General features: G+C 71.8%; 14 protein-coding genes. 9 read left to right on the top strand and 5 right to left on the bottom strand.

Annotated elements, in window-relative coordinates; translation table 11 throughout:
• The first annotated feature begins 352 nt into the window (after positions 1–352).
• The 8 genes from ACNJ93_RS23050 to ACNJ93_RS23015 all read left to right on the top strand — a co-directional run bounded on the left by ACNJ93_RS23050 (position 353) and on the right by ACNJ93_RS23015 (position 10,648).
• Entirely contained in the window at positions 353–3,967 is a 3,615-nt protein-coding gene (locus tag ACNJ93_RS23050; RefSeq protein ID WP_418959328.1) for a nitrate- and nitrite sensing domain-containing protein, read from the top strand.
• 5 nt (positions 3,968–3,972) lie between these two features.
• Positions 3,973–4,386: a roadblock/LC7 domain-containing protein gene (locus ACNJ93_RS23045; RefSeq protein ID WP_418959327.1), complete on the top strand. Its 414-nt coding sequence runs from the start codon at positions 3,973–3,975 to the stop codon at positions 4,384–4,386.
• A 136-nt stretch (positions 4,387–4,522) separates the two neighbouring features.
• A complete protein-coding gene (locus ACNJ93_RS23040) occupies positions 4,523–4,930 on the top strand; it encodes a DUF742 domain-containing protein (protein WP_418959326.1) in 408 nt (135 codons plus the stop codon).
• Complete coding sequence (locus ACNJ93_RS23035; RefSeq protein WP_250334580.1) at positions 4,911–5,492, top strand: GTP-binding protein; 582 nt, start codon at positions 4,911–4,913, stop codon at positions 5,490–5,492. The genes ACNJ93_RS23040 and ACNJ93_RS23035 overlap by 20 nt, the downstream gene beginning before the upstream one ends.
• 337 nt (positions 5,493–5,829) lie before the next feature.
• Positions 5,830–9,000 (top strand): nitrate- and nitrite sensing domain-containing protein, encoded by a 3,171-nt coding sequence (locus ACNJ93_RS23030; RefSeq protein ID WP_418959325.1) that lies wholly within the window; start codon positions 5,830–5,832, stop codon positions 8,998–9,000.
• A 10-nt stretch (positions 9,001–9,010) separates the two neighbouring features.
• Positions 9,011–9,424, top strand: a complete 414-nt coding sequence (locus tag ACNJ93_RS23025; protein WP_026057603.1) for a roadblock/LC7 domain-containing protein — start codon at positions 9,011–9,013, stop codon at positions 9,422–9,424.
• A 110-nt stretch (positions 9,425–9,534) separates the two neighbouring features.
• Complete coding sequence (locus tag ACNJ93_RS23020) at positions 9,535–10,086, top strand: DUF742 domain-containing protein (protein ID WP_418959324.1); 552 nt, start codon at positions 9,535–9,537, stop codon at positions 10,084–10,086.
• The gene (locus ACNJ93_RS23015) at positions 10,067–10,648 is read left to right on the top strand and encodes a GTP-binding protein (protein ID WP_069978110.1); all 582 of its coding nucleotides are present in this window, start codon (positions 10,067–10,069) and stop codon (positions 10,646–10,648) included. The genes ACNJ93_RS23020 and ACNJ93_RS23015 overlap by 20 nt, the downstream gene beginning before the upstream one ends.
• Positions 10,649–10,793: 145 nt before the next feature.
• On the opposite strand, the gene ACNJ93_RS23010 is transcribed toward ACNJ93_RS23015, so the two are convergent.
• The 5 genes from ACNJ93_RS23010 to ACNJ93_RS22990 form a co-directional block, all read right to left on the bottom strand.
• Complete coding sequence (locus ACNJ93_RS23010; RefSeq protein ID WP_418959323.1) at positions 10,794–10,994, bottom strand: acyl-CoA carboxylase subunit epsilon; 201 nt, start codon at positions 10,992–10,994, stop codon at positions 10,794–10,796.
• Between the two features lie 15 nt (positions 10,995–11,009).
• Positions 11,010–12,593: an acyl-CoA carboxylase subunit beta gene (locus ACNJ93_RS23005; RefSeq protein ID WP_418959322.1), complete on the bottom strand. Its 1,584-nt coding sequence runs from the start codon at positions 12,591–12,593 to the stop codon at positions 11,010–11,012.
• A 162-nt stretch (positions 12,594–12,755) separates the two neighbouring features.
• Complete coding sequence (locus ACNJ93_RS23000) at positions 12,756–15,116, bottom strand: polysaccharide lyase 8 family protein (RefSeq protein ID WP_418959321.1); 2,361 nt, start codon at positions 15,114–15,116, stop codon at positions 12,756–12,758.
• 99 nt (positions 15,117–15,215) lie between these two features.
• A complete protein-coding gene (locus ACNJ93_RS22995) occupies positions 15,216–19,049 on the bottom strand; it encodes an endo-alpha-N-acetylgalactosaminidase family protein (RefSeq protein WP_418959320.1) in 3,834 nt (1,277 codons plus the stop codon).
• 138 nt (positions 19,050–19,187) lie between these two features.
• A complete protein-coding gene (locus ACNJ93_RS22990) occupies positions 19,188–19,697 on the bottom strand; it encodes a hypothetical protein (protein WP_418959319.1) in 510 nt (169 codons plus the stop codon).
• A 268-nt stretch (positions 19,698–19,965) separates the two neighbouring features.
• Between ACNJ93_RS22990 and ACNJ93_RS22985 the strand changes: the two genes are divergently transcribed.
• On the top strand, positions 19,966–20,577 hold the full coding sequence (locus tag ACNJ93_RS22985) for a YceI family protein (RefSeq protein WP_418959318.1): 612 nt from the start codon (positions 19,966–19,968) through the stop codon (positions 20,575–20,577).
• The last annotated feature ends 23 nt before the right edge of the window (positions 20,578–20,600 follow it).

The raw sequence follows: 20,600 nt of genomic DNA, 5'->3' as shown, positions 1-20,600 counted from the left end.
GATCATGGCGACTGGGACACTCGCCCGCCCACGGCACTTGAGGCGGATAAGTCCGGTTCGCCCGTGATCATCTTCTACGGCCCGTGACGTTTCGTGCACGGGTTGTCATGCGGTCGGCCGCCCCCGGCACGGCCCTTGTTGGAGATCCGGCACTGTGCTGGAATTCCACGCACCGCCGCAGGTTCGCTGGACCGGCGCGCAGGGGGCGCACACCGCGCCGAGCGAGCGGCGGGGAAGGGGGAACTGCGCCGGTCAACGACGACCACCGTGGGATGCATCGGCATCCCATCGACGCCCGACACCGTCCCTCCGTTCGCTCGGGGGGACGCCTGGTCCAGAGGTTGCGACGCTAGTGCAGGGACGATTCAAGAGGGATGGCAGCAGCGCGGCGGAACAGGAGCCGCGCGGCGGGACCGACCGCGGCTCCTCGCCCCAGCACACTCCGAACCCGGCTCAGGGTGCGGCCGGCGAGGGCGGTGACTCCGCGGCGCGCAGCACGTCCCCCGGCGGCACGGCGCCCGAGTCCGGCGCCGCGCCCAAGGCGAAGGCGCCGGTCGACACCGGCTCGCGAATAGCCCTGCGCAACTGGCGCATCTCGACGCGTCTGGTCTCGCTGCTCGCGCTGCCCGTGGTCGCCGCCACCACCCTCGGCGGCATCCGTATCAACGAGTCCCTCCAGGACATGGAGCAGCTGGAGCACATGCAGCTGCTGACCGAGCTGACCAGGGAGGCGACGGACCTCGCCGAGGCCCTCCAGGCCGAGCGCGACCTCTCCGCCGGCCCGCTGGCGAACGGCGCCTCGGCCAGCGAGTACAAGGTCGCCGACCCACGGAAGAAGACGGACCGGGCCCGGACGGCGTTCCTCGACGCGACCGGCGGCATCGGCGACACCATGGGCGACGACGCCCTGGAGAGCATCCGCACCAACGCCAACCAGATCGCCCAGGAGGTCGTGACGCTCGACACCCTGCGCCAGTCGGCGTACAAGGGCACCGAGCCGACCTCGCAGACGGTCGAGGGCTACAGCCGGATCATCCAGTCCCTGCTCAGCCTGTCCCAGGACATGGCGCAGGCGACCAACAACCCGGAGATGATCAAGCGGACGCGAGCGCTGGCCGCGTTCTCGCAGGCCAAGGAGTACGCCTCCATCCAGCAGGCGATCATCGCCGGCTCGCTGCCCGCGACCGACCGGCAGCTGGGGAAACTGGACCGCCAGGACCGGCTGTACGCGGACGCCGCCCGCAAGCAGGAGAAGAAGGCGTTCGAGCGCTTCCAGACCACCTACGAGTCCACCGGCGGCAACGCCGTGGAGCTCACCGAGTCCCTGGAGTCCGGCAACACCTCCGTCGAGGCCGCGAACGCCTACGCGGAGCGTGTGCTCAGCACCGACTCGGGCCTGGCCACCGCCGAGAGGCGCGGCTACCTCGACTTCACCGACGAGTACGGCACCAAGATGCAGGCGATGAGCCGCATCGAGGGCATCCTGCTCGGCGAGATGACGTCCCAGGCCCGTGAGCTCAGGCAGGAGTCGCAGCGCGACGCGCTCATCAACGGTGCGCTGATCCTGCTCGTCCTCGGCGTCTCCCTCGTCGGCGCCTTCGTGGTGGCGCGGTCCATGATCCGCTCGCTGCGCCGGCTGCAGGACACCGCGACCAAGGTCGCCCAGGAACGCCTGCCCGAGCTGGTCAAGCAGCTCTCCGAGGCCGACCCGCAGGACGTCGACACCTCCGTGGAGTCCGTCGGCGTCCACTCCCGCGACGAGATCGGCCAGGTGGCCGAGGCCTTCGACGAGGTGCACCGCGAGGCGGTCCGCCTCGCCGCCGAGCAGGCCCTGCTGCGGGGCAACGTCAACGCGATGTTCACCAACCTCTCGCGCCGCTCGCAGGGTCTCATCCAGCGTCAGCTCTCGCTGATCTCCGAGCTGGAGTCCCGCGAGGCCGACCCGGACCAGCTGTCCTCGCTCTTCAAGCTCGACCACCTCGCCACCCGCATGCGCCGTAACGGCGAGAACCTCCTCGTCCTCGCGGGCGAGGAGCCCGGCCGCCGCTGGACCCGCCCGGTCCCGTTGGTCGACGTGCTCCGCGCCGCGGCCTCCGAGGTGGAGCAGTACGAGCGCATCGAACTGGCCGCGGTCCCGGCGACCGAGGTCGCCGGCCGCGTGGTCAACGACCTCGTGCACCTGCTCGCCGAGCTGCTGGAGAACGCCACCTCGTTCTCCTCCCCGCAGACCAAGGTCCGCGTCACCGGTCACGCCCTGCCCGACGGCCGGGTGCTCGTCGAGATCCACGACACCGGCATCGGCCTCTCCCCCGAGGACCTCGCCGCGATCAACGAGCGGCTCGCCTCGCCGCCCACCGTGGACGTCTCCGTCTCCCGCCGCATGGGTCTGTTCGTGGTCGGCCGCCTGTCCCTGCGACACGGCATCCGCATCCAGCTGCGCCCGTCCGACTCCGGCGGCACCACCGCGCTCGTCATGCTCCCCGTGGACGTCGCCCAGGGCGGCCGGAAGCCCGCGCCCAAGCCGGGCGCCGGCGGCCAGGGCCAGGGCCAGGTCCCGCAGGGCCAGGGCGCCCCGGGCGGCCGGCTCGCCGGCGGCCCCGGCGCCGCCGCGGGTCTCGGCGGAGCGGGACGGCTCGGCGCCGGCTCCGGTCCGCGCGCGGCGCTGCCCGGCCGGGACGGCGCCCCGCGCCCGAACGGCCAGCAGAACCAGCAGAACCAGCAGGGCCAGGCTCCGCAGAACCCCCAGGCCCCGCAGAACCCGCAGGCCCCGCAGCGTCAGGGCGCGGGCGGCTTCGGCGGCGGCGCGAAGAGCGCCATCCCGTCCCGTACGGACGTCTGGCAGAACCCGGCTCCGGGCCAGAACGCCCCGGCGCAGAACCAGCAGTCCCCGCAGGCCCCGCAGCCCGCGCACAACGGCTTCCAGGCTCCCGCCCCGGCCCGCCCCGAGCAGGGCCGGCCGCAGCAGGGCCAGGGCGCTCCCGCCGACGGCGGCCGGCGCCCCGGTCTGCCGGGCGGTCCGCGCGCCGAACTCCCGGGCGCGGGGCAGCAGCAGCGGCCGCAGACCCCGAGCTGGGGCAGCGACCGGACGCAGCCGCCGCAGCGCCAGTCGACCCCGCTGGACGCGCCGCGCGGCCACGAGGAGCCGGAGAGCACGGGCCCGTACGGCCGCTCCGCCGCTCCGCAGAGCCCGCAGACGACCGGGCAGTTCGCCCGTCCCGAGCCGGCGCAGCCGCAGGGCTACCAGGCCGGTCCGCAGGACCCGGCGTCCACCGCCGCGTTCGCGCGGCCGGACTTCGACGCCCCGCAGCCGCCGCGTCAGCGCACCCACGAGGCCCCCGGCGCGCCGCGTCCGGCCGCCGGTCTGCCGGCCGCCCCGCAGCCCGAGGCGCTGCCTCCGGCGAACGGTTCGGGCGACGGCCGCACGCCGCTGTACGACACGCTGGAGACGAACTGGTTCCGCGGCCAGCAGGCCGAGGCGAACCGCGTCGCGGACGCCGAGCAGACGATGCAGACGCCGGTGGTCCCGCAGCAGCCGCAGCAGTCCTACCAGCCGCAGCAGCAGCGCCCCGCCCCGGCGGCCCCGCGTCGTCCCGGAGCGCCGCAGGCCGACGCGCCGCAGACCGGCGCCCCGCAGGCCGACGGCGCGCAGAGCGCCGCCCAGCAGGCGCAGTGGCGGACCTCGCCCAACGACGACCTGGTGCGCCAGGCCGAGCGGGCCCGCAAGCCCTCGGCCGGCGGCGTCACCACCTCCGGGCTGCCGCGGCGGGTGCCGCGCGCCAACCTCGTGCCCGGGACCGCCCAGGAGCAGGCCCACACGGCCGGCCCTCAGGTCTCGCGCGCACCCGACGACGTCCGCGGCCGGCTCACCAATCTGCGCCGCGGCATCCAGCAGGGCCGACAGGCGGGCAACTCGAACACGGGTAGCTTCAACATAGGCCCCACTCACCAGCAGGAGCGTGAGTTTTGAGCGCGATGAGCCAGGCTGCACAGAATCTCAACTGGCTGATCACGAACTTCGTGGACAACACCCCCGGGGTGTCCCACACGGTCGTGGTCTCCGCCGACGGACTCCTGCTGGCGATGTCCGAAGGATTCCCCCGTGACCGCGCCGACCAGCTGGCGGCGGTCGCGTCCGGACTGACCTCGCTGACCGCGGGCGCGTCCCGGATCTTCGAGGGCGGTCCCGTCGCCCAGACCGTGGTGGAGATGGAGCGCGGCTTCCTCTTCATCATGTCGATCTCGGACGGCTCCTCGATGGCCGTGCTCGCGCACCCCGACTGCGACATCGGCCTCGTCGGCTACGAGATGGCGCTGCTGGTCGACCGGGCCGGCACCGTCCTCACCCCGGATCTCCGCGCGGAGCTCCAGGGCAGCCTGCTCCACTAGTCCGCCCCGCGCACCGGAGCGGTGCGCCCCTCCGTACCGCTCCCCCAGGCACCATCCACCGTCCGGCCGCCCCACGGCCCCCCCACCGGCCCCAACAGACGGCAGTCGACCGCTTGCTGTCCCGCCCGGAGGATTCATGACCCCGCCCACCGCCTCTCACGATCCGTACGGCGCCTCCCTCGACGAGTCGTACGGCCATGAGGGCGACCAGCCGCTGGTGCGTCCTTACGCGATGACCGGCGGCCGGACCCGGCCGCGCTACCAGCTCGCCATAGAGGCACTGGTCAGCACCACGGCGGACCCGGCGAACCTCGCCAGTCTGCTCCCGGAGCACCAGCGGATCTGCCACCTGTGCCGTGAGGTGAAGTCGGTGGCGGAGGTCTCGGCCCTGCTGTCGATGCCGCTGGGCGTGGCCCGCATCCTCGTCGCCGACCTGGCCGAGGCCGGCATGGTGGCCATCCACCAGCCGGGCAACGGCGAGGCCGGCGGCACGCCGGACGTGACTCTGCTCGAAAGGGTGCTCAGTGGACTTCGCAAGCTCTAGCGGCGGCGCGGCCCGTTCTACCACCAGCGCGAAGATCGTGGTGGCGGGCGGCTTCGGCGTGGGCAAGACCACGTTCGTCGGCGCCGTCTCCGAGATCAACCCGCTGCGCACCGAGGCCGTCATGACGTCCGCCTCGGCGGGCATCGACGACCTCACGCACACCGGCGACAAGACGACGACGACTGTCGCCATGGACTTCGGCCGCATCACCCTGGACCAGGACCTCATCCTGTACCTGTTCGGTACCCCGGGTCAGGACCGCTTCTGGTTCATGTGGGACGACCTGGTCCGCGGCGCCATCGGCGCCGTCGTTCTCGTCGACACCCGGCGGCTCGCCGACTGCTTCCCCGCCGTCGACTACTTCGAGAACAGCGGGCTCCCCTTCGTCATCGCCCTCAACGGCTTCGACGGACACCAGCCCTACACCCCGGACGAGGTGCGCGAGGCCCTGCAGATCGGCCCCGACACCCCCATCATCACCACCGACGCCCGCCACCGCGCGGACGCCAAGAGCGCGCTCATCACCCTCGTCGAGCACGCACTCATGGCACGACTCAAGTAGAAGAACGCATACGGCAGTTGTCGTAGAGATCTTGGGGGCGGCCTGTGTCCTTAGACACGGTCCGCCTCCTTGTTCATAACATTTCGACAGAGAATCGGGGCCCTTCGGACACCCGACGCATCCGCTCGGTGCCGCTGCGCTCACATGAGCCCCGCCTTTTGCCGGGGCTCGCTCTTTATGCCCGTTTTATCTGAGGCCTGGACCACTGAAAAAGCGGCGCTCGGGCTGTTTGGAAGGGACCGGCTTCACGTGCTGCAATTCATGAACTCCCGAGTAGTACGGCCCTGAACGAAACACGGCACAACGTAGGTGCCGACGCCGAGAGGTTGTTGGTCGAGTGAGGCGAAGCAAGGAAAGCTCCGCAGAGCAGCAGGCGCGGGGCAACTTCACCCCGCCGCCGCGCACTGCGGCATCGCCTGCGGACGAGCCCGGAACGCCCCCGTCCGGCAGCAGCAGGGCCGGCAGCTCGAGCAAGCTGTCCCCGCGCAACTGGCGGGTGCCGACCCGTCTGAACGCGATCCTGCTCATACCCGTGCTCGTCGGCCTGGTCATGGGTGGTTTCCAGGTCAAGGGAGCCATCGACACCTGGCAGGAAGCACAGGACGCCGAGAAGACGGCGCTCATCGTGCGCGCCGCCACCGAGTACGGCAACGCCCTGCTCGACGAGCGCGACCTGACGGCCCCCGTACTGCTCGCCGCCGGCGACCCCGCGGCGGTCGCCGACCACCCGGACGTCAAGGGCGCCTACGCGAAGACCGACGCCGCCAAGGCCAAGTTCGACGAGGCCGTCAAGGACCTCCCGTCCGGCCAGGGCCTGGAGCGCCGTCTGCAGCTGTTCCAGCGCGCGGAGCCCAACCTCCAGAAGCTGCGCGAGACGGCGTACACGAAGAACTTCGACCCGGTGAACACCGAGGTCGGGTACGTCTCCGTCCAGCACTACCTGATGGAGTTCTCCAACGAGCTCGGTCTGGGCACCGGCAACGTCACCAGCTACGGCCGTACCGTCTACGCCATCTCGCTGGCCAAGGCCGCCACGTCGCTGCAGCGCTCCATCGGCACCCACCTCCTGATCCGGCCCAGCAAGGACAAGGCGAAGTTCGCCGAGCAGTCGGTGGCCTTCAAGTCGTACAACTACCTGGAGCAGATCGCCCTCGGCGAGTACCAGTCCGGCGGCACCGAGGCGGACCTCGACCGCCTCAAGGAGGTCATGACCCAGGCGGCCAAGGAGGGCGGCCAGCGGCTGCAGGCCGCCGGCATGAACCCGCCGCGGGGCAAGGACGACGGCTCCGTCTACACCGGTATGGCCACCGCCATCGGTCAGGCCGCCAACCCGGGCGACATCAAGGACCTCAAGCAGCAGGACGTCATCCCGCAGACCTGGATGGGCGCCGCGACCGCCAAGTTCGAGGCGTACAAGACCGTCGAGACCGAGCTCGTCGACAAGGCCGTGAACGAGGCCTCGGACATCGCCGACGAGGCCGCCACCGACGCCTACGTCATCGGCGGCATCACCGTCCTCGCCCTGCTCACCGCCTTCATCCTGGCCGGCCTCATGGCCCGCCAGATGAGCCGCTCGATGCGCGAGCTGCGCACCGCCGCCTTCGCGATCGCCGAGCAGCGCCTGCCGATGCTGGTCGACCAGCTCTCCCGCACCGAGCCGGGCCGCGTGGACACCCGCGTCCAGCCGATCCCGATCGACACCCAGGACGAGATCGGCGAGGTCGCCCGCGCCTTCGACCAGGTCCACCGCGAGGCCGTCCGGCTCGCCGCGGAGCAGGCCCTGCTCCGCGGCAACGTCAACGCGATCTTCACCAACCTGTCGCGCCGCAACCAGTCGCTGATCGAGGGCCAGCTGACCCTGATCACCGACCTGGAGAACAACGAGGCCGACCCGGACCAGCTGGAGAACCTCTTCAAGCTGGACCACCTGGCGACCCGTATGCGCCGCAACGGCGAGAACCTCCTGGTCCTCGCCGGCGAGGAGCCGGGCCGCCGCTGGGACCAGCCGGTGCCGCTGGTCGACGTCATGCGCGCCGCCTCCTCCGAGGTGGAGCAGTACGAGCGCATCGAGCTGGCGGGCGTCCCGGACGCCGAGATCCACGGCCAGGCCGTGACCGACCTCGTGCACCTGCTCGCCGAGCTCCTGGAGAACGCCACCACGTTCTCCTCGCCGCAGACCAAGGTCCGCGTCACCGCGACCCGTCTGCCCGACGGCCGCGTGATGGTCGAGATCCACGACAAGGGCATCGGCCTGACCGCCGAGGACTTCGCGGACATCAACCACAAGCTGGCCAACCCGCCGACCGTGGACGCCGCCGTCTCGCAGCGCATGGGCCTGTTCGTGGTCGGCCGGCTCGCCGACCGGCACGGCATCCGCGTCCAGCTGCGCCCGTCGGGCGAGCAGGCCGGTACGACCTCGCTGGTCATGCTCCCGGACGCCATCACCCACGGTGGCGGCGGCGCGGAGCTTCCGCAGGACGACTTCACCGTCTCGCAGATGATCCCGCAGCAGACCGCGTACGACGCCGCCCCGATGCGGACCGCCGCCGAGCTCGGCTTCGACGACTCGCGCTACGAGCAGCAGGGCGAGGAGCGGCCGCTCGACCCGGTCAACCGCTCGCTGATGCGCGAGGAGCGGCGTGCCGCCCTCGAGGCGCAGGTGCAGGGCGGCGAACACCCGCTGTACCGCGACGAGGCGGAGCCCGAGCAGCAGGGCTACGCGCAGCAGGAGCAGGGCGGTCAGGAGTACGGCCAGGACTACGGTCAGGACTACGGCCGGCAGGCCCCGCAGCAGGACGGCTACGGGTATGCGCAGGACGGCTACGAGGGCTACGACCAGCAGGCCGCCGGCTACCCCGAGCAGGCCTATGCGGAAGCCTCGTACGACGGCCGGGAGCCCTCCGCCCCGCAGTACGACAACTCGTTCGAACCCCAGGCTCACCAGGGCGGCTGGGCTGACCAGGGTCAGTACCAGGGCGACTACGGGCAGCCTTACGGAACGGAATCGGAATCTGCTCAGGGCGCTCCCGAACAGGCCCCCGAGAGCGTAGGCTTCGACCGTCCGGGTCCCTCTCCGAGCGTCGGCCACGCGATGACCGACGCCGGCCTGCCGCGCCGTGGCAACACGCCGCCGCGGGCCCCGCAGCAGCAGTCGCCGCAGCAGGCCCCGCCGGTGCACCAGCCGCAGCCGGTGCAGAACGAAGCCGACGGCACCGACGACTGGCGCTCGACGAACGACGAGCGCTGGCAGCGGGCCGAGAAGCTCCGCAAGCCGAAGGCGGGCGGGGTCACCTCGTCCGGTCTTCCGCGGCGGGTTCCCAAGGCCAACCTGGTCGAGGGGACGGCGGAGCAGACCCCGCAGGGCGGCCCTCAGGTCTCCCGCGCTCCGGAGGACGTGCGGGGCAGGTTGAGCAACCTGCGCCGCGGTGTCCAGCAGGGGCGCACGGCGGGAACGGACACGAACGGATCGGGCCTCGGCCCGGGTAATACCTACAACCAGGAGCGTTAGTGTGAGCCCGATGAGCCAGGCGGCGCAGAATCTGAACTGGTTGATCACCAACTTCGTGGACAACACCCCCGGGGTGTCCCACACGGTGGTGGTCTCCGCCGACGGACTCCTGCTGGCGATGTCCGAGGGCTTTCCCCGGGACCGCGCCGACCAGCTGGCGGCGGTCGCGTCCGGACTGACCTCGCTGACGGCGGGCGCGTCCCGGATCTTCGAGGGCGGTGCGGTCAACCAGACCGTCGTGGAGATGGAGCGCGGCTTCCTCTTCATCATGTCGATCTCGGACGGCTCGTCGCTGGCCGTGCTCGCCCACCCGGAGGCGGACATCGGCCTCGTGGGCTACGAGATGGCGCTGCTCGTCGACCGGGCCGGCACCGTCCTCACCCCGGATCTCCGCGCGGAGCTCCAGGGCAGCCTGCTCAATTAGAACTGTTCTCAACCAGCAGACAGACTGTGCGTTTCACGCCACCGCACCATAAGGTGCGGTGGCGCGGTTCCACAGGGACTTGGACCGCGACGGCAGTCGGAGGAGGAGACGTGGGAACACCCCCGGGCGGACGCCCTTATGACGGTTACGATGCGCATCAGCCGTTGGGCGAGACCGCGCAGAACCGCTTCAACTTTCCCTCCGCACCCAGCAGACAGGGCGGACAGCCCTACCAGCAGCAGCCGCCGCAGGCCCAGCCCTACGCCCAGTCGGTTCCGCAACGCCGCGCGGAGCCTGCCGCGTCGGCGAAGGGCGGTACCAACAACCCGCTGGTGCGTCCGTACGCGATGACCGGCGGCCGGACCCGGCCGCGTTACCAGCTCGCCATCGAGGCGCTGGTGTCCACCACGGCCGATCCGTCCCGGCTGCAGGGGCAGTTGCCCGAGCACCAGCGGATCTGCCGGCTGTGCTTCGAGATCAAGTCCGTTGCGGAGATCTCGGCGCTTCTCTCCATTCCTCTTGGCGTGGCCCGGATCCTTGTCGCCGACCTGGCGGAGGCCGGACTCGTCGCGATTCACCAGCCCGGCGGCGACGAGGCCGCGGGCGGCCAGCCAGACGTGACACTGCTCGAAAGGGTGCTCAGTGGACTTCGCAAGCTCTAGCGGCGGCGCGGCCCGTTCTACCACCAGCGCGAAGATCGTGGTGGCGGGCGGCTTCGGCGTGGGCAAGACCACGTTCGTCGGCGCCGTCTCCGAGATCAACCCGCTGCGCACCGAGGCCGTCATGACGTCTGCGTCCGCGGGCATCGACGACCTCACGCACACCGGCGACAAGACGACGACGACTGTCGCCATGGACTTCGGCCGTATCACCCTGGACCAGGACCTCATCCTGTACCTCTTCGGTACCCCGGGTCAGGACCGCTTCTGGTTCATGTGGGACGACCTGGTCCGCGGCGCCATCGGCGCCGTCGTTCTCGTCGACACCCGGCGGCTCGCCGACTGCTTCCCCGCCGTCGACTACTTCGAGAACAGCGGGCTCCCCTTCGTCATCGCCCTCAACGGCTTCGACGGACACCAGCCCTACACCCCGGACGAGGTGCGCGAGGCCCTGCAGATCGGCCCCGACACCCCCATCATCACCACCGACGCCCGCCACCGCGCGGACGCCAAGAGCGCGCTCATCACCCTCGTCGAGCACGCACTCATGGCACGCCTGCGGTAGTCCCGGACGGGTCGAGGTATCCGAAGGCCCCCGCACCGTTCCCGGTGCGGGGGCCTTCGCCGTGCGCCGCCGTCGCCTCGCGCCGGGGCATGCGGAAAGGGCCCGCTCCTCGAAGGAGCGGGCCCTGTGCGTGCGGTCGGGCGTCTCAGCGCCAGCTGTGCGGGGCGCGGAAGCCGTTCTCGCGCTCCAGGCGGCGCCAGCCGGCCGTGGAGCGGCCGCGGTGCGCGGTCTCGGCGGGCTGGGCGGCGGCGCGGGCGAGCAGGATCGCGGTGATCGCGGCCAGCTCCTCGGGCTCGGCGTGGCCCTTCTCGACGCGGAGCAGGTTCGCTGCGGCAGGTGTGGTCACTTCGGTGGGCTCCTCTTACTGAGGCGGGTTGCCGTGCTTGCGGGACGGCAGGTCGGCGTGCTTGGTGCGGAGCATGGCGAGGGACTTGATGAGGACCTCGCGCGTCTCGGCGGGGTCGATCACGTCGTCGACGAGGCCGCGCTCCGCCGCGTAGTACGGGTGCATGAGCTCGGCCTTGTACTCCTTGACCATGCGCGTCCGCATGGCCTCCGGGTCCTCGGCCTCCGCGATCTGCTTGCGGAAGATGACGTTGGCGGCGCCCTCGGCGCCCATCACGGCGATCTCGTTGGTGGGCCAGGCGTAGGTCAGGTCGGCGCCGATGGACTGGCTGTCCATCACGATGTATGCGCCGCCGTAGGCCTTGCGCAGGATCAGGGAGATCCGGGGCACGGTCGCGTTGCAGTACGCGTACAGCAGCTTCGCGCCGTGGCGGATGATTCCACCGTGCTCCTGGTCGACGCCCGGCAGGAAGCCGGGCACGTCCAGAAGGGTGATGATCGGAATGTTGAAGGCGTCGCACATCTGGACGAAGCGCGCGGCCTTCTCGGAGGCCTCGATGTCGAGCACGCCGGCCAGCGTCTGGGGCTGGTTGGCGACGATGCCGACGACCTGGCCGTCGAGCCGGGCCAGGGCGCAGATGATGTTGCGGGCCCAGCGCTCGTGGATCTCCAGGTAGTCGCCCTCGTCGACGAGCTCCTCGATGACCTTGTGCATGTCGTACGGGCGGTTGCCGTCCGCGGGCACCAGGTCGAGCAGCACCTCGGAGCGGCGGTCGGCCGGGTCCTCGGAGGCGACGGTCGGCGGGTTCTCGCGGTTGTTCTGCGGGAGCATCGACAGGAGGTAGCGGACCTCCGCGATGCAGGTCTCCTCGTCGTCGTACGCGAAGTGGGCGACGCCCGAGGTCTCCGCGTGGACGTCGGCGCCGCCGAGGCCGTTCTGGGTGATCTCCTCGCCGGTGACCGCCTTGACGACGTCCGGGCCGGTGATGAACATCTGCGAGGTCTCGCGGACCATGAACACGAAGTCGGTCAGGGCGGGGCTGTAGGCCGCGCCGCCGGCGCACGGGCCGAGCATGACGCTGATCTGGGGGATCACGCCGCTGGCCCGGGTGTTGCGCTGGAAGATGCCGCCGTAGCCGGCGAGGGCGGAGACGCCCTCCTGGATACGGGCGCCGGCGCCGTCGTTGAGGGAGACCAGCGGAGCGCCCGCCGCGATGGCCATGTCCATGATCTTGTGGATCTTGGTGGCGTGGGCCTCGCCCAGCGCGCCGCCGAAGATCCGGAAGTCGTGCGCGTAGACGAAGACCGTGCGGCCCTCGACCGTGCCCCAGCCGGTGACGACACCGTCGGTGTACGGCTTCCTGGCCTCCAGGCCGAAGCCCTGCGCGCGGTGCCGGCGCAGCTGCTCGACCTCGTTGAAGGAACCCGGGTCGAGCAGCAGCTCGATCCGCTCCCGCGCGGTCAGCTTGCCCTTGGCGTGCTGCGCCTCGGTCGCTCGGTCGCTGGGGCCGCGCCGCGCCTGCTCGCGCAGGGCGTGCAGTTCGGCCACGCGGCCTCGGGCGTCGGTCGGCTCGCTCGGGATCTGGTCCACAACGGTCATGTACCGACCCTACGAAGAGCGCCAAGAAAATCCCGCCGTCGACTCCGTACAGTCTCGCGCGCCGAATCCTGGTGGAGCTGGACAGAACCATGGGCCGGGGGGCCCGATACGACAGTCGGGCCCCCCCGGCCTTGTGGGGTTCCTCCAGAAGTCAGGGTGACGTCAGTGCAGCGCCACCCGGCAGCCGTGCACGGCTCCCGCGGTGCCGGGGGTGATCCGCAACCGCAGCGAGCGGCCGGTGCCGAGCACCTCGACGGAGGGGTCGTGGGAGAGCACGCGGGCGACGGGGCGGTCCCAGACGAGCTCCAGCGGCTGCCCGGTCCGGGGCGGCTCGGCGAGCTTCAGGACCGCCTCGTCGCGCAGCCGGCGCAGCAGCACGCTCGCCGGGGCGGTGGTGCTCAGGCGTCCCACGGTACCGGCCCGCCAGAAGTTCGCGGCGGTCAGCCCCAGCGAGGGGACGGCGACCGCCTGCCGGTCGGCGGTGTTGTCGAGGATCTCCAGCCACTCCGGATCCGCGGCGCGTTCGGCGAGGGCGCGCGCGGAGGCTCCGGGCATCACCAGATAGGCGTACTCCGCTCGGGTGGGGTCGACACCGTGGTCGAACCACAGGGTCTGGTACCGGCGGGTGCGGCGTTCGGTGGAGCTGGTGGTGTTGATGTCGCTCCAGGCGCCGGTGCGGTCCTCCCGCAGGGTGCGCAGGGCGGCCGTGCCGCCGGGCAGGATCCAGCCGCCGTGGCCTTCGAGGTGGGCCCAGCGGTCGCCGACGGTGAACCGCTGGGCGCCGTTCTCGCCGAGGCAGCGGTTGTCGACGACGGTCTCGACGGGGACGCCGTCGGCGGCGGTGATGCCGGCCCCGAGGCAGACGATCGCGTCGGCGACGCAGAACCAGGACTTGCGGGCCTCCAGGGTGGAGCCGAGACCCTTGAGGTGCTGGCCGATCGCCGCGTACTCGCCGTCGGTGGTGCCGCCGACCCAGGTCACGGCCGGTTTCGGCGCGCCCCACTCTCCGCCGGCCCGGTCGGGGAGCCGCTTGGTGGAGACGGTGGTGCCGGGCAGCCGGTAGGGGTCGACGGTGGGCCAGTACCAGTCGGTGTACTGGGCGTCCGCCGCGCCGCCTCCGGGAGCCCACCAGAAGAGCATTCCGGCGCCGGTGTGCCAGCCGCGCGGGTTCTCGCCGTTGCCGCACTCGTAGTGGGCGATCCGCGCGGAGGCCATGGAGATGTTGGCGGCCCAGCCGGGGCGGCGGTGGACGGCGCGGTCCATGGACGCGAACAGCCGGTGGCCTACGGGCTCCGGCGCGGCGGGCACGGGGTCGGCGGCGACGGCGTGCAGCCGGGCGAGGTCGGCGACGCCGAACTGGGGCGCGGTGAGGATCGGGGCGACGGTGTCGCGGGCGATCCAGCCCTTGACGCGGGCGTGCCAGCGGCTGCGCTCGGCGGGGCTCGCGCCGCCGGCGAGCAGGGCGATCGCGGCGATGACGCCCTGGCCGTGGAAGTGGTCGGAGCGCATCACGTTGCGGGGGTCGTTGCGCGGCATGCCGCGGCTGATGGCGCGGCCGTTGACGCTGTCCATCATCAGGCCGTTGAAGATCAGCGGCGCGTAGGCGTGTTCGACGCTGTCGAGGACGATCTGCCGGTGGGGGTCGGTGACGGCGTAGGAGGAGCCGGCCAGCAGGGCGAAGAGCCGGCCGAGGCCGTCGAGCATGACCTGGCCGTAGGTGCCGGAGTAGGCGACCCAGGTGTGCTGGACGAACGAGCCGTCGGCGTAGAGGCCGTCGCCCTTGGTCACGTACGGGAAGACCGGGCTGAGGGCGTCGCGGGCGAGCGCGGTCTTGTCGGGGTCCGCGCCGAGGATGCCGCGGAGCACGACGGAGCGGCACAGGTCGACGCGGTTGGCGCCGGTGGAGGTGCCGCTGTAGTTCCGGAGCATCGCGTCGGGGATGAAGTGGTCGACGGCGGCGCAGGCGGCGGCGATCCGGTCCGGGCCGAGGTGCTCGTACAGGGTGGCGACGAGGTCCATCAGGAGGCGGGGGCTGCCGATCTGCCACTCCCACCAGTTGCCGTAGCGGGTGGTGCCGGGGTGGTAGATCCGGGCGGAGAGGTGGTCGAGGCCGCGGACGGTGTCGGCGAGCAGGCCGGGGTCGCCGGTGAGTCCGGTGCCGGGCTGGACGTACGCCTGGGCCATGGTCCACAGCCGGCTGTAGCTGGCGGTGATGCCGGAGGGCGGGTCGAAGGCGAGGCCCGGCCAGAGCGAGGTGTCGGCCGGGGCCATGGTGGCGCGGAAGGTGCGGGCGAGCGCGCCCGTCTCGCGGAGCCGGGAGGCGTACGGCTCGGCGCCGGCGTCGAAGCCGGCGCCGAGCTGGAGGGCGACCCAGCGCCGCCGCAGCGTCGCGAACTCGCCCTCGGCCGCGTGGGCGGCCTGGGAAGGGAGGGCGAGTCCGGCCGCCGCGGCGGCGGTGGTGGCCGCCGTGGCGGTCAGGAAGGAACGTCGGGACCAGCCGGTGGCGGGGGCGGGCACGGGCACGGGAGCCTCCTGGAGAGGACGGTGGGGAGACCGTTGGCGCCCGGTTCTAGCGCCTGTCGTCCGACGCAATCAATGAGCACGGCAAGCGCTTTCTGCCCGTCAACCCGCGCAGTGGAAGCGGGCGTTCCCCCAGTCGGCGTGGTCGTTGCCGTTCCCGTCGCCGCCGTCGCCGACGACGAGGTCGACGTACGAGGCGCCGGTGACGTCGGCGGTCAGCGACCAGGCGGGGTCCGTCGCGCGGAGCACGGGCGACTTGACCTTCTCGGTCCCGTCGGCGAGCACGCTGAACTGCACGGTGCCGCGGCTGGTCTGGACGTCGTCCACGCCCACCTCGGCGGTGACGGAGGTGCACCTGCCGCCCAGGTAGTAGCGGACCTTGGCCGGGGCGTGGGTGCCGAGGCCCTTGGCGTACGTCACTCCCCCGATCCGCAGCGGCCCGCCGTCGCCGATGCCGGTCTCGCCGTTGGAGAGGTCGCGCTCGACCGGTCCCCAGCCGTTGGCGGCCGAGGTCCATTCCAGGTCGCTCGCCCAGGCGTCGGCGGTGGGCGGCGGGGGCAGGGTGCGGACCGAGGCGGCGGCGGTGAGCTTCCTGGCCTCTCCCCCGACGGTGTACGTCAGACTCGCGCCGAGCGGGTACGCGCGGTACGGGGCGTCGACGGGCGGGGTGACCTTCCAGGTGGCGGTGGCCCGCGCGCCGGCCGCGACGGAGCCGAGGGCGACGGGTGCGGCCGGTTCCGCGGTCCAGCCGTCGGGGAGGGCGAGGGCGGCGGTGGCCCCTTCGGCGGCGGCCGCCTCGTCGTTGGCGAAGACCGCGGTGACCTCGTTGGCGCGGCCCGGTTCCAAGGTCTCCGCGGCGGTGATCCCGAGGGTGCCGCAGGCGGCCTTCTCGGGGGCGGGGCCGAGGTCGGTGACGGTGAAGCCGTCGAGCACGAAGTCCGCGCCGTCGGGGGCGTCGGCCCGCTTGCGCAGCCCGGTCCAGGTGTCGCCGCAGCCGGCGGTGACGGTCTCCGTGAAGCGGCCCGTCGTCCGCTGCTGGCCGATCGGGGTGCGGCGGGTCTCGACGGAGCCGTTGCCGTTCGCCCGGTCGTAGCCGGTGACCCATTCGTAGGCGCCGGCGTGGCTGGACTGGTGGTCGAACTCGACGCGGTAGCGCCGGCCGTCCTGCATCGGCACCGTCCAGGGAGCGGTGCGGTAGACGAGCCCGCTGTTCTCGTCGTGCGACTTGAGGGACTCCGCGCCGCCGAGGACGTCGTCGATCAGCTTGCCGTTCCAGCCGGACTGGGTGTACGGGGCGTGCAGCTGGGCGATGTGGGTGCGCGGGTCGGTGGTGCCGCCGGCGTCTCCCTTGACGAACGGGCCCCAGCCCTGGTCGACGGCCTCGAAGTCCTCGTACACGGCCGCTCCGGCTTTGGTCGCCGGGTCGTTGGCGACGACGCGGACGTCGTCGATCCGGACGGCGGCGGCACTCCCCGCGGCGGCCTCGATCCGCAGCGCGGCGGTGCCGGAGGCGGGCGCGGTGAAGGTGACCTTGGCGCGCTGCATCCGGGTGTCGTTCCAGTCGGAGGCGGCGACCCGGTCCTGGAGCGTCGAGCGCTGGACGGTGACGGACTTCCCGGCGACCGAGAGGGTGGTCGGGCGGGTCCTGCCGGGCTCGATCTCGATCAGGGCGGAGGCGGTGTAGCGGGCTCCCGGGGTCAGTCCGGTCACCTGCTGGCGGACCGAGGCGGCGGCGGACCCGGTGAGCCGCGCGCTGTTGCGGCCCTGGTCGTCGGTGTGCCGGGCGACGGTTCCGGCCGTGGACCAGGCGGCGAGGGCGCGGTCGTTGAAGCCGGGGTCGGCGACGGGGGTGCCCTGGCCCCAGCGCGGGTCGGGGGCGGCGGGCGCGGCGGACGCGGGGTACAGCACGTACGGCTGCCCGGGCTCGGCGGTCAGGGTGATCCGGCCGCGGCTGGGGACGACCGTGCCGGTCTTGACGCGGCCGTTGTCGGTGAGCTTGTGCACGGTGTACGCGCCGGTGCCGGGGACCTCCCAACTGGTGCGGCCGCCGGTCTTGTTGTAGTGGTACAGCTTGGTCCCGCCGTCCCAGGGCAGCAGGTAGCTCTCTCCGTCGAGGACCTTGCGGCCGTGCTCGTGGAAGGTGCGGCGGCCGTTCTCGACGGTGCCGCGGACGCCGCCGGTGAAGGCGAGCTCGTTGCCCTCCCAGCGGGTGATCCGCTGGTGCTGGAGGTACTTGGCGGGCAGGTTCTTCTGCCAGATGTTGGCGTAGAAGCGGTTCCAGTCGGTCTCGCCGGTCCAGCCCTCGAAGTCCTCCAGGGCGGTCTGGCCGAGGACCGGGTGGTTGTTCCAGACGTCCTTCTCGCCGTTGCGGATGAAGCGGATGATCTGCGAGTTGAGGCCCTTGTTGGTCGCGCCGCCGTAGTTCAGGTCGTTGGCCCAGTGCGACCAGAGCGAGGCGCGCTCGAACTTCTCGGACCACTCGGTGGCGACGTTCCAGCCCTGCGCCCGCAGCGTCTGCAGCGTCTTGTCGGCGATCCAGCCGTGCGTGTAGTAGACGTCGATGTAGAGGGTGCTGAGGTTGGGGTCGGTCTCGTCGCGCAGCTGCTGGAAGCGGCGGGCCAGGTCGCCGCTGTTGAGGTCGCGGCGCTGGTCGATGTAGTAGCTCTGGTTGAGCCAGTTCCAGCCCGGCTTGGTCTTGTCGACGAGGGTCTCGCTGAAGTTCTTCGCCTCGGGGTACGACTCGGTGGCGTTGACGTGCACCCCGAAGGTGGAGCCCCACTTCCGGCCCTCCTTGAGGAGGGTGTTGAGGTCGGCGAGGCCGCCGGCCCGTTTGTTGTAGTTGCCGCCGTAGTCGGGGTGGGCCGAGTCGTGGCCCTCGGAGCCGTACCCCTTGAGCAGCGTGAACTGGCCGAGGCCGTCGGTGGCGAGGGAGATGCGCTTGACGTCGTCGAGGGTGCGCAGGAAGGGGTGGGTGGCGTTCGAGGCGAAGTTGAACGGGATGTGGGCGATGACCCGGTCCGGGGTGTGCTCGCCGCCGGGCGCCTTGACGCCGATGGCGGGGAAGGCGAGGGCGGCGTCCTGCCAGTCGGTCTTCCCGTCGGCGTTGGCGTCGGGGGTGACGACGACCTTGGCCCAGGGCAGGTCCTCGCCGGTCTCGGGCCGGGGCGCGCCGGCGCCGCGGTAGGTCCACTGGCCGGACCAGACGCCGACGCGGGTCTCGGTGGCGGTCTTCCGGGCCTGGTGCCAGAAGCGGGCGCCGTCGCGGGCGCCGGCGCCGGAGGGCTTGTCGTAGCTGGAGTTCGACTCGACGGCGGCGGCGAGGGCGGCGGTGTTGACGAGCGCGTAGCTCGCGCCGACGGGCGCCGTCTCGGCGGGGGTGGCGTCGGTGACGTCGGCGAACACGTCGGCGGTGCGGGTGGAGTCGGGGTCGAGCCGGGTGAAGGCGGTCTCGGCGCCGGTGTCGGCGGAGCCCACGGAGACGAGGTCGTGGCCGGGGATGTCGATGGTGCCGACCCGGAACGCCTCGGTGTCGCGGACGGCGGTCACCTTGAAGGTGACGGCCCGGCCGGAGACGCTCAGGCTCGCGTCGAGCGCGACGCCGGGCAGGTCCGGGAAGACGAGCGTGTAGGCGGCGGAGGCGGCGGTGACGACGGGCGCGCCCTGGACCCGGACCGCGTGGGCGGTGCCGTTGAGGACGACCCGGGTGACCGGGCTCGTACTGCCGAGGAGACGGGCGCCGGTGCCGCGGTCGGTGTACGACAGGACCCGGGGGAAGTCCTCGGCGACGGCGACGGTGAGCCGGTCGGAGGCGATGACCGCGGCGTCCGCCGTGCCGGAGGCGGCGGGCGCGGGGCCGGCCAGGGCGGGTCCGGCGAGGGCGAACACGGCGGCGGTGGCGGTGGCGAGCGCGCAGGCCGTACGGAGTCTTCGCGACATGGGGAGGGACATGCGCACTAGTTGGCCCGCCTGACGGGGCACCGTCAACGAACGCGCGCCCCGGCGGCCCCTCCAGTCCAAGAACCCCCTCCGGTTAGTCCAAGTGGCGGCCGGAGGGGGCCGGTTGGGGCGGCTCGGTCAGCAGCCGCCGCAGTTGTAGTAGGTCACGTCCCAGTGGTTGCCCTCGTCGGCGTAGATGTTGCCGGAGCCGGACCGCCACTGCGGGGCGCCGTCACCGCGGAGGCCGATGTAGGTGAAGGTGTTCCGGATGTAGTTCCCGACGCAGGTGTACTTGCTGTAGTCGAGCTTGTAGCCGTTCCAGTGGGAGTACGTGCCGCTGGCGTGGCCCACCTCGGTGCCGCCGGTGATGTTCAGGGCGCAGCCGCTGGCGCGCTTGAGGGTCTGGGCGCCCTGGGCGGTGGCGAGGTTGAGCTGCTCGAAGGACGTGCAGCTGGAGTTGTAGCGGTTCGAGCAGTTGCCGGACGACGACCAGGTGATGCCGACCTCGCGGAACATCGAGGTCGCGGTGGCGTGGCTGATCTTGGTGACGGCGTGGGCGTCGGTGGCGCTCGCCAGGACGCCGAAGCCGGGGGCGAACAGGGCGCCGAGGACCAGGGCGAACGCGGTCAGGACGGAGCGGAGCTTCATCGGGTGCCTCCTGCGGTGGACCGTGCGGAACGGGGACGGCGGTGCAGGTGGTGCGTGACGCGCAGGGAGATGGTGCCGCAGTTCTACGCGCGTCCGCCAGAGGGCGTGGGGGCCGGGCGGATGTCGCTTCCGGGCCGTCCGGGTGAACCGCGGGATTCCTCCCGCCAGAGATGTTGAAAGTTGAACGGAATAGGTCTATGGTCGATGTCGTTGAAGGTTCAACCGAACCGGAGAGCGCCCCCGCGCACCGTCCCCCGAGGAGCACGTCATGGGTCTGTTCAACCGCAAGAACAACGAGTCCGCCGTCGCCGTCGCCGACCTCCCCGTCGACCCGGCCCTCGCCGCGCTGACCGGCGAGTACACCATCGACCCGGCCCACAGCAGCATCGGCTTCACCGTCCGCCACGCCATGGTCACCAACGTCCGCGGCTCCTTCGCCGAGCACGAGGGCACGCTGAAGCTGGACGGCGCCGACCCGGCGAAGTCCGCCGCCGCCATCGACGTCAAGATCGCGTCGATCGACACGGGCATCGGCGACCGCGACAACCACCTGCGCAGCGGCGACTTCTTCGACGCCGAGCAGTTCCCCCTGATGAGCTTCCGCTCCACCGAGGCCGAGCAGCTCGGCGGCGACAAGTACCGCGTCAAGGGCGATCTGACGATCAAGGACGTCACCAAGCCGCTCTCCATCGACCTGGAGTTCAACGGCGCCGCCACCGACGTCTACGGCAACGAGCGCGTCGGCTTCGAGGGCACCGCCGAGATCCTCCGCTCCGAGTGGGGCCTGACCTGGAACGCGGCGCTGGAGACCGGCGGCGTGATGGTCAGCGACAAGGTCAAGCTGAACTTCGACATCTCCGCCATCAGGAACGCCGCCTGACACACCGGCTCCCCCAGCCCCCG

The organism is Streptomyces tritici (genome assembly GCF_048500665.1).
GTDB lineage: Bacteria > Actinomycetota > Actinomycetes > Streptomycetales > Streptomycetaceae > Streptomyces > Streptomyces tritici.
Note: the sequence above shows the minus strand (reverse complement) of the source record. Positions and strands in the feature narration are given on the sequence as shown.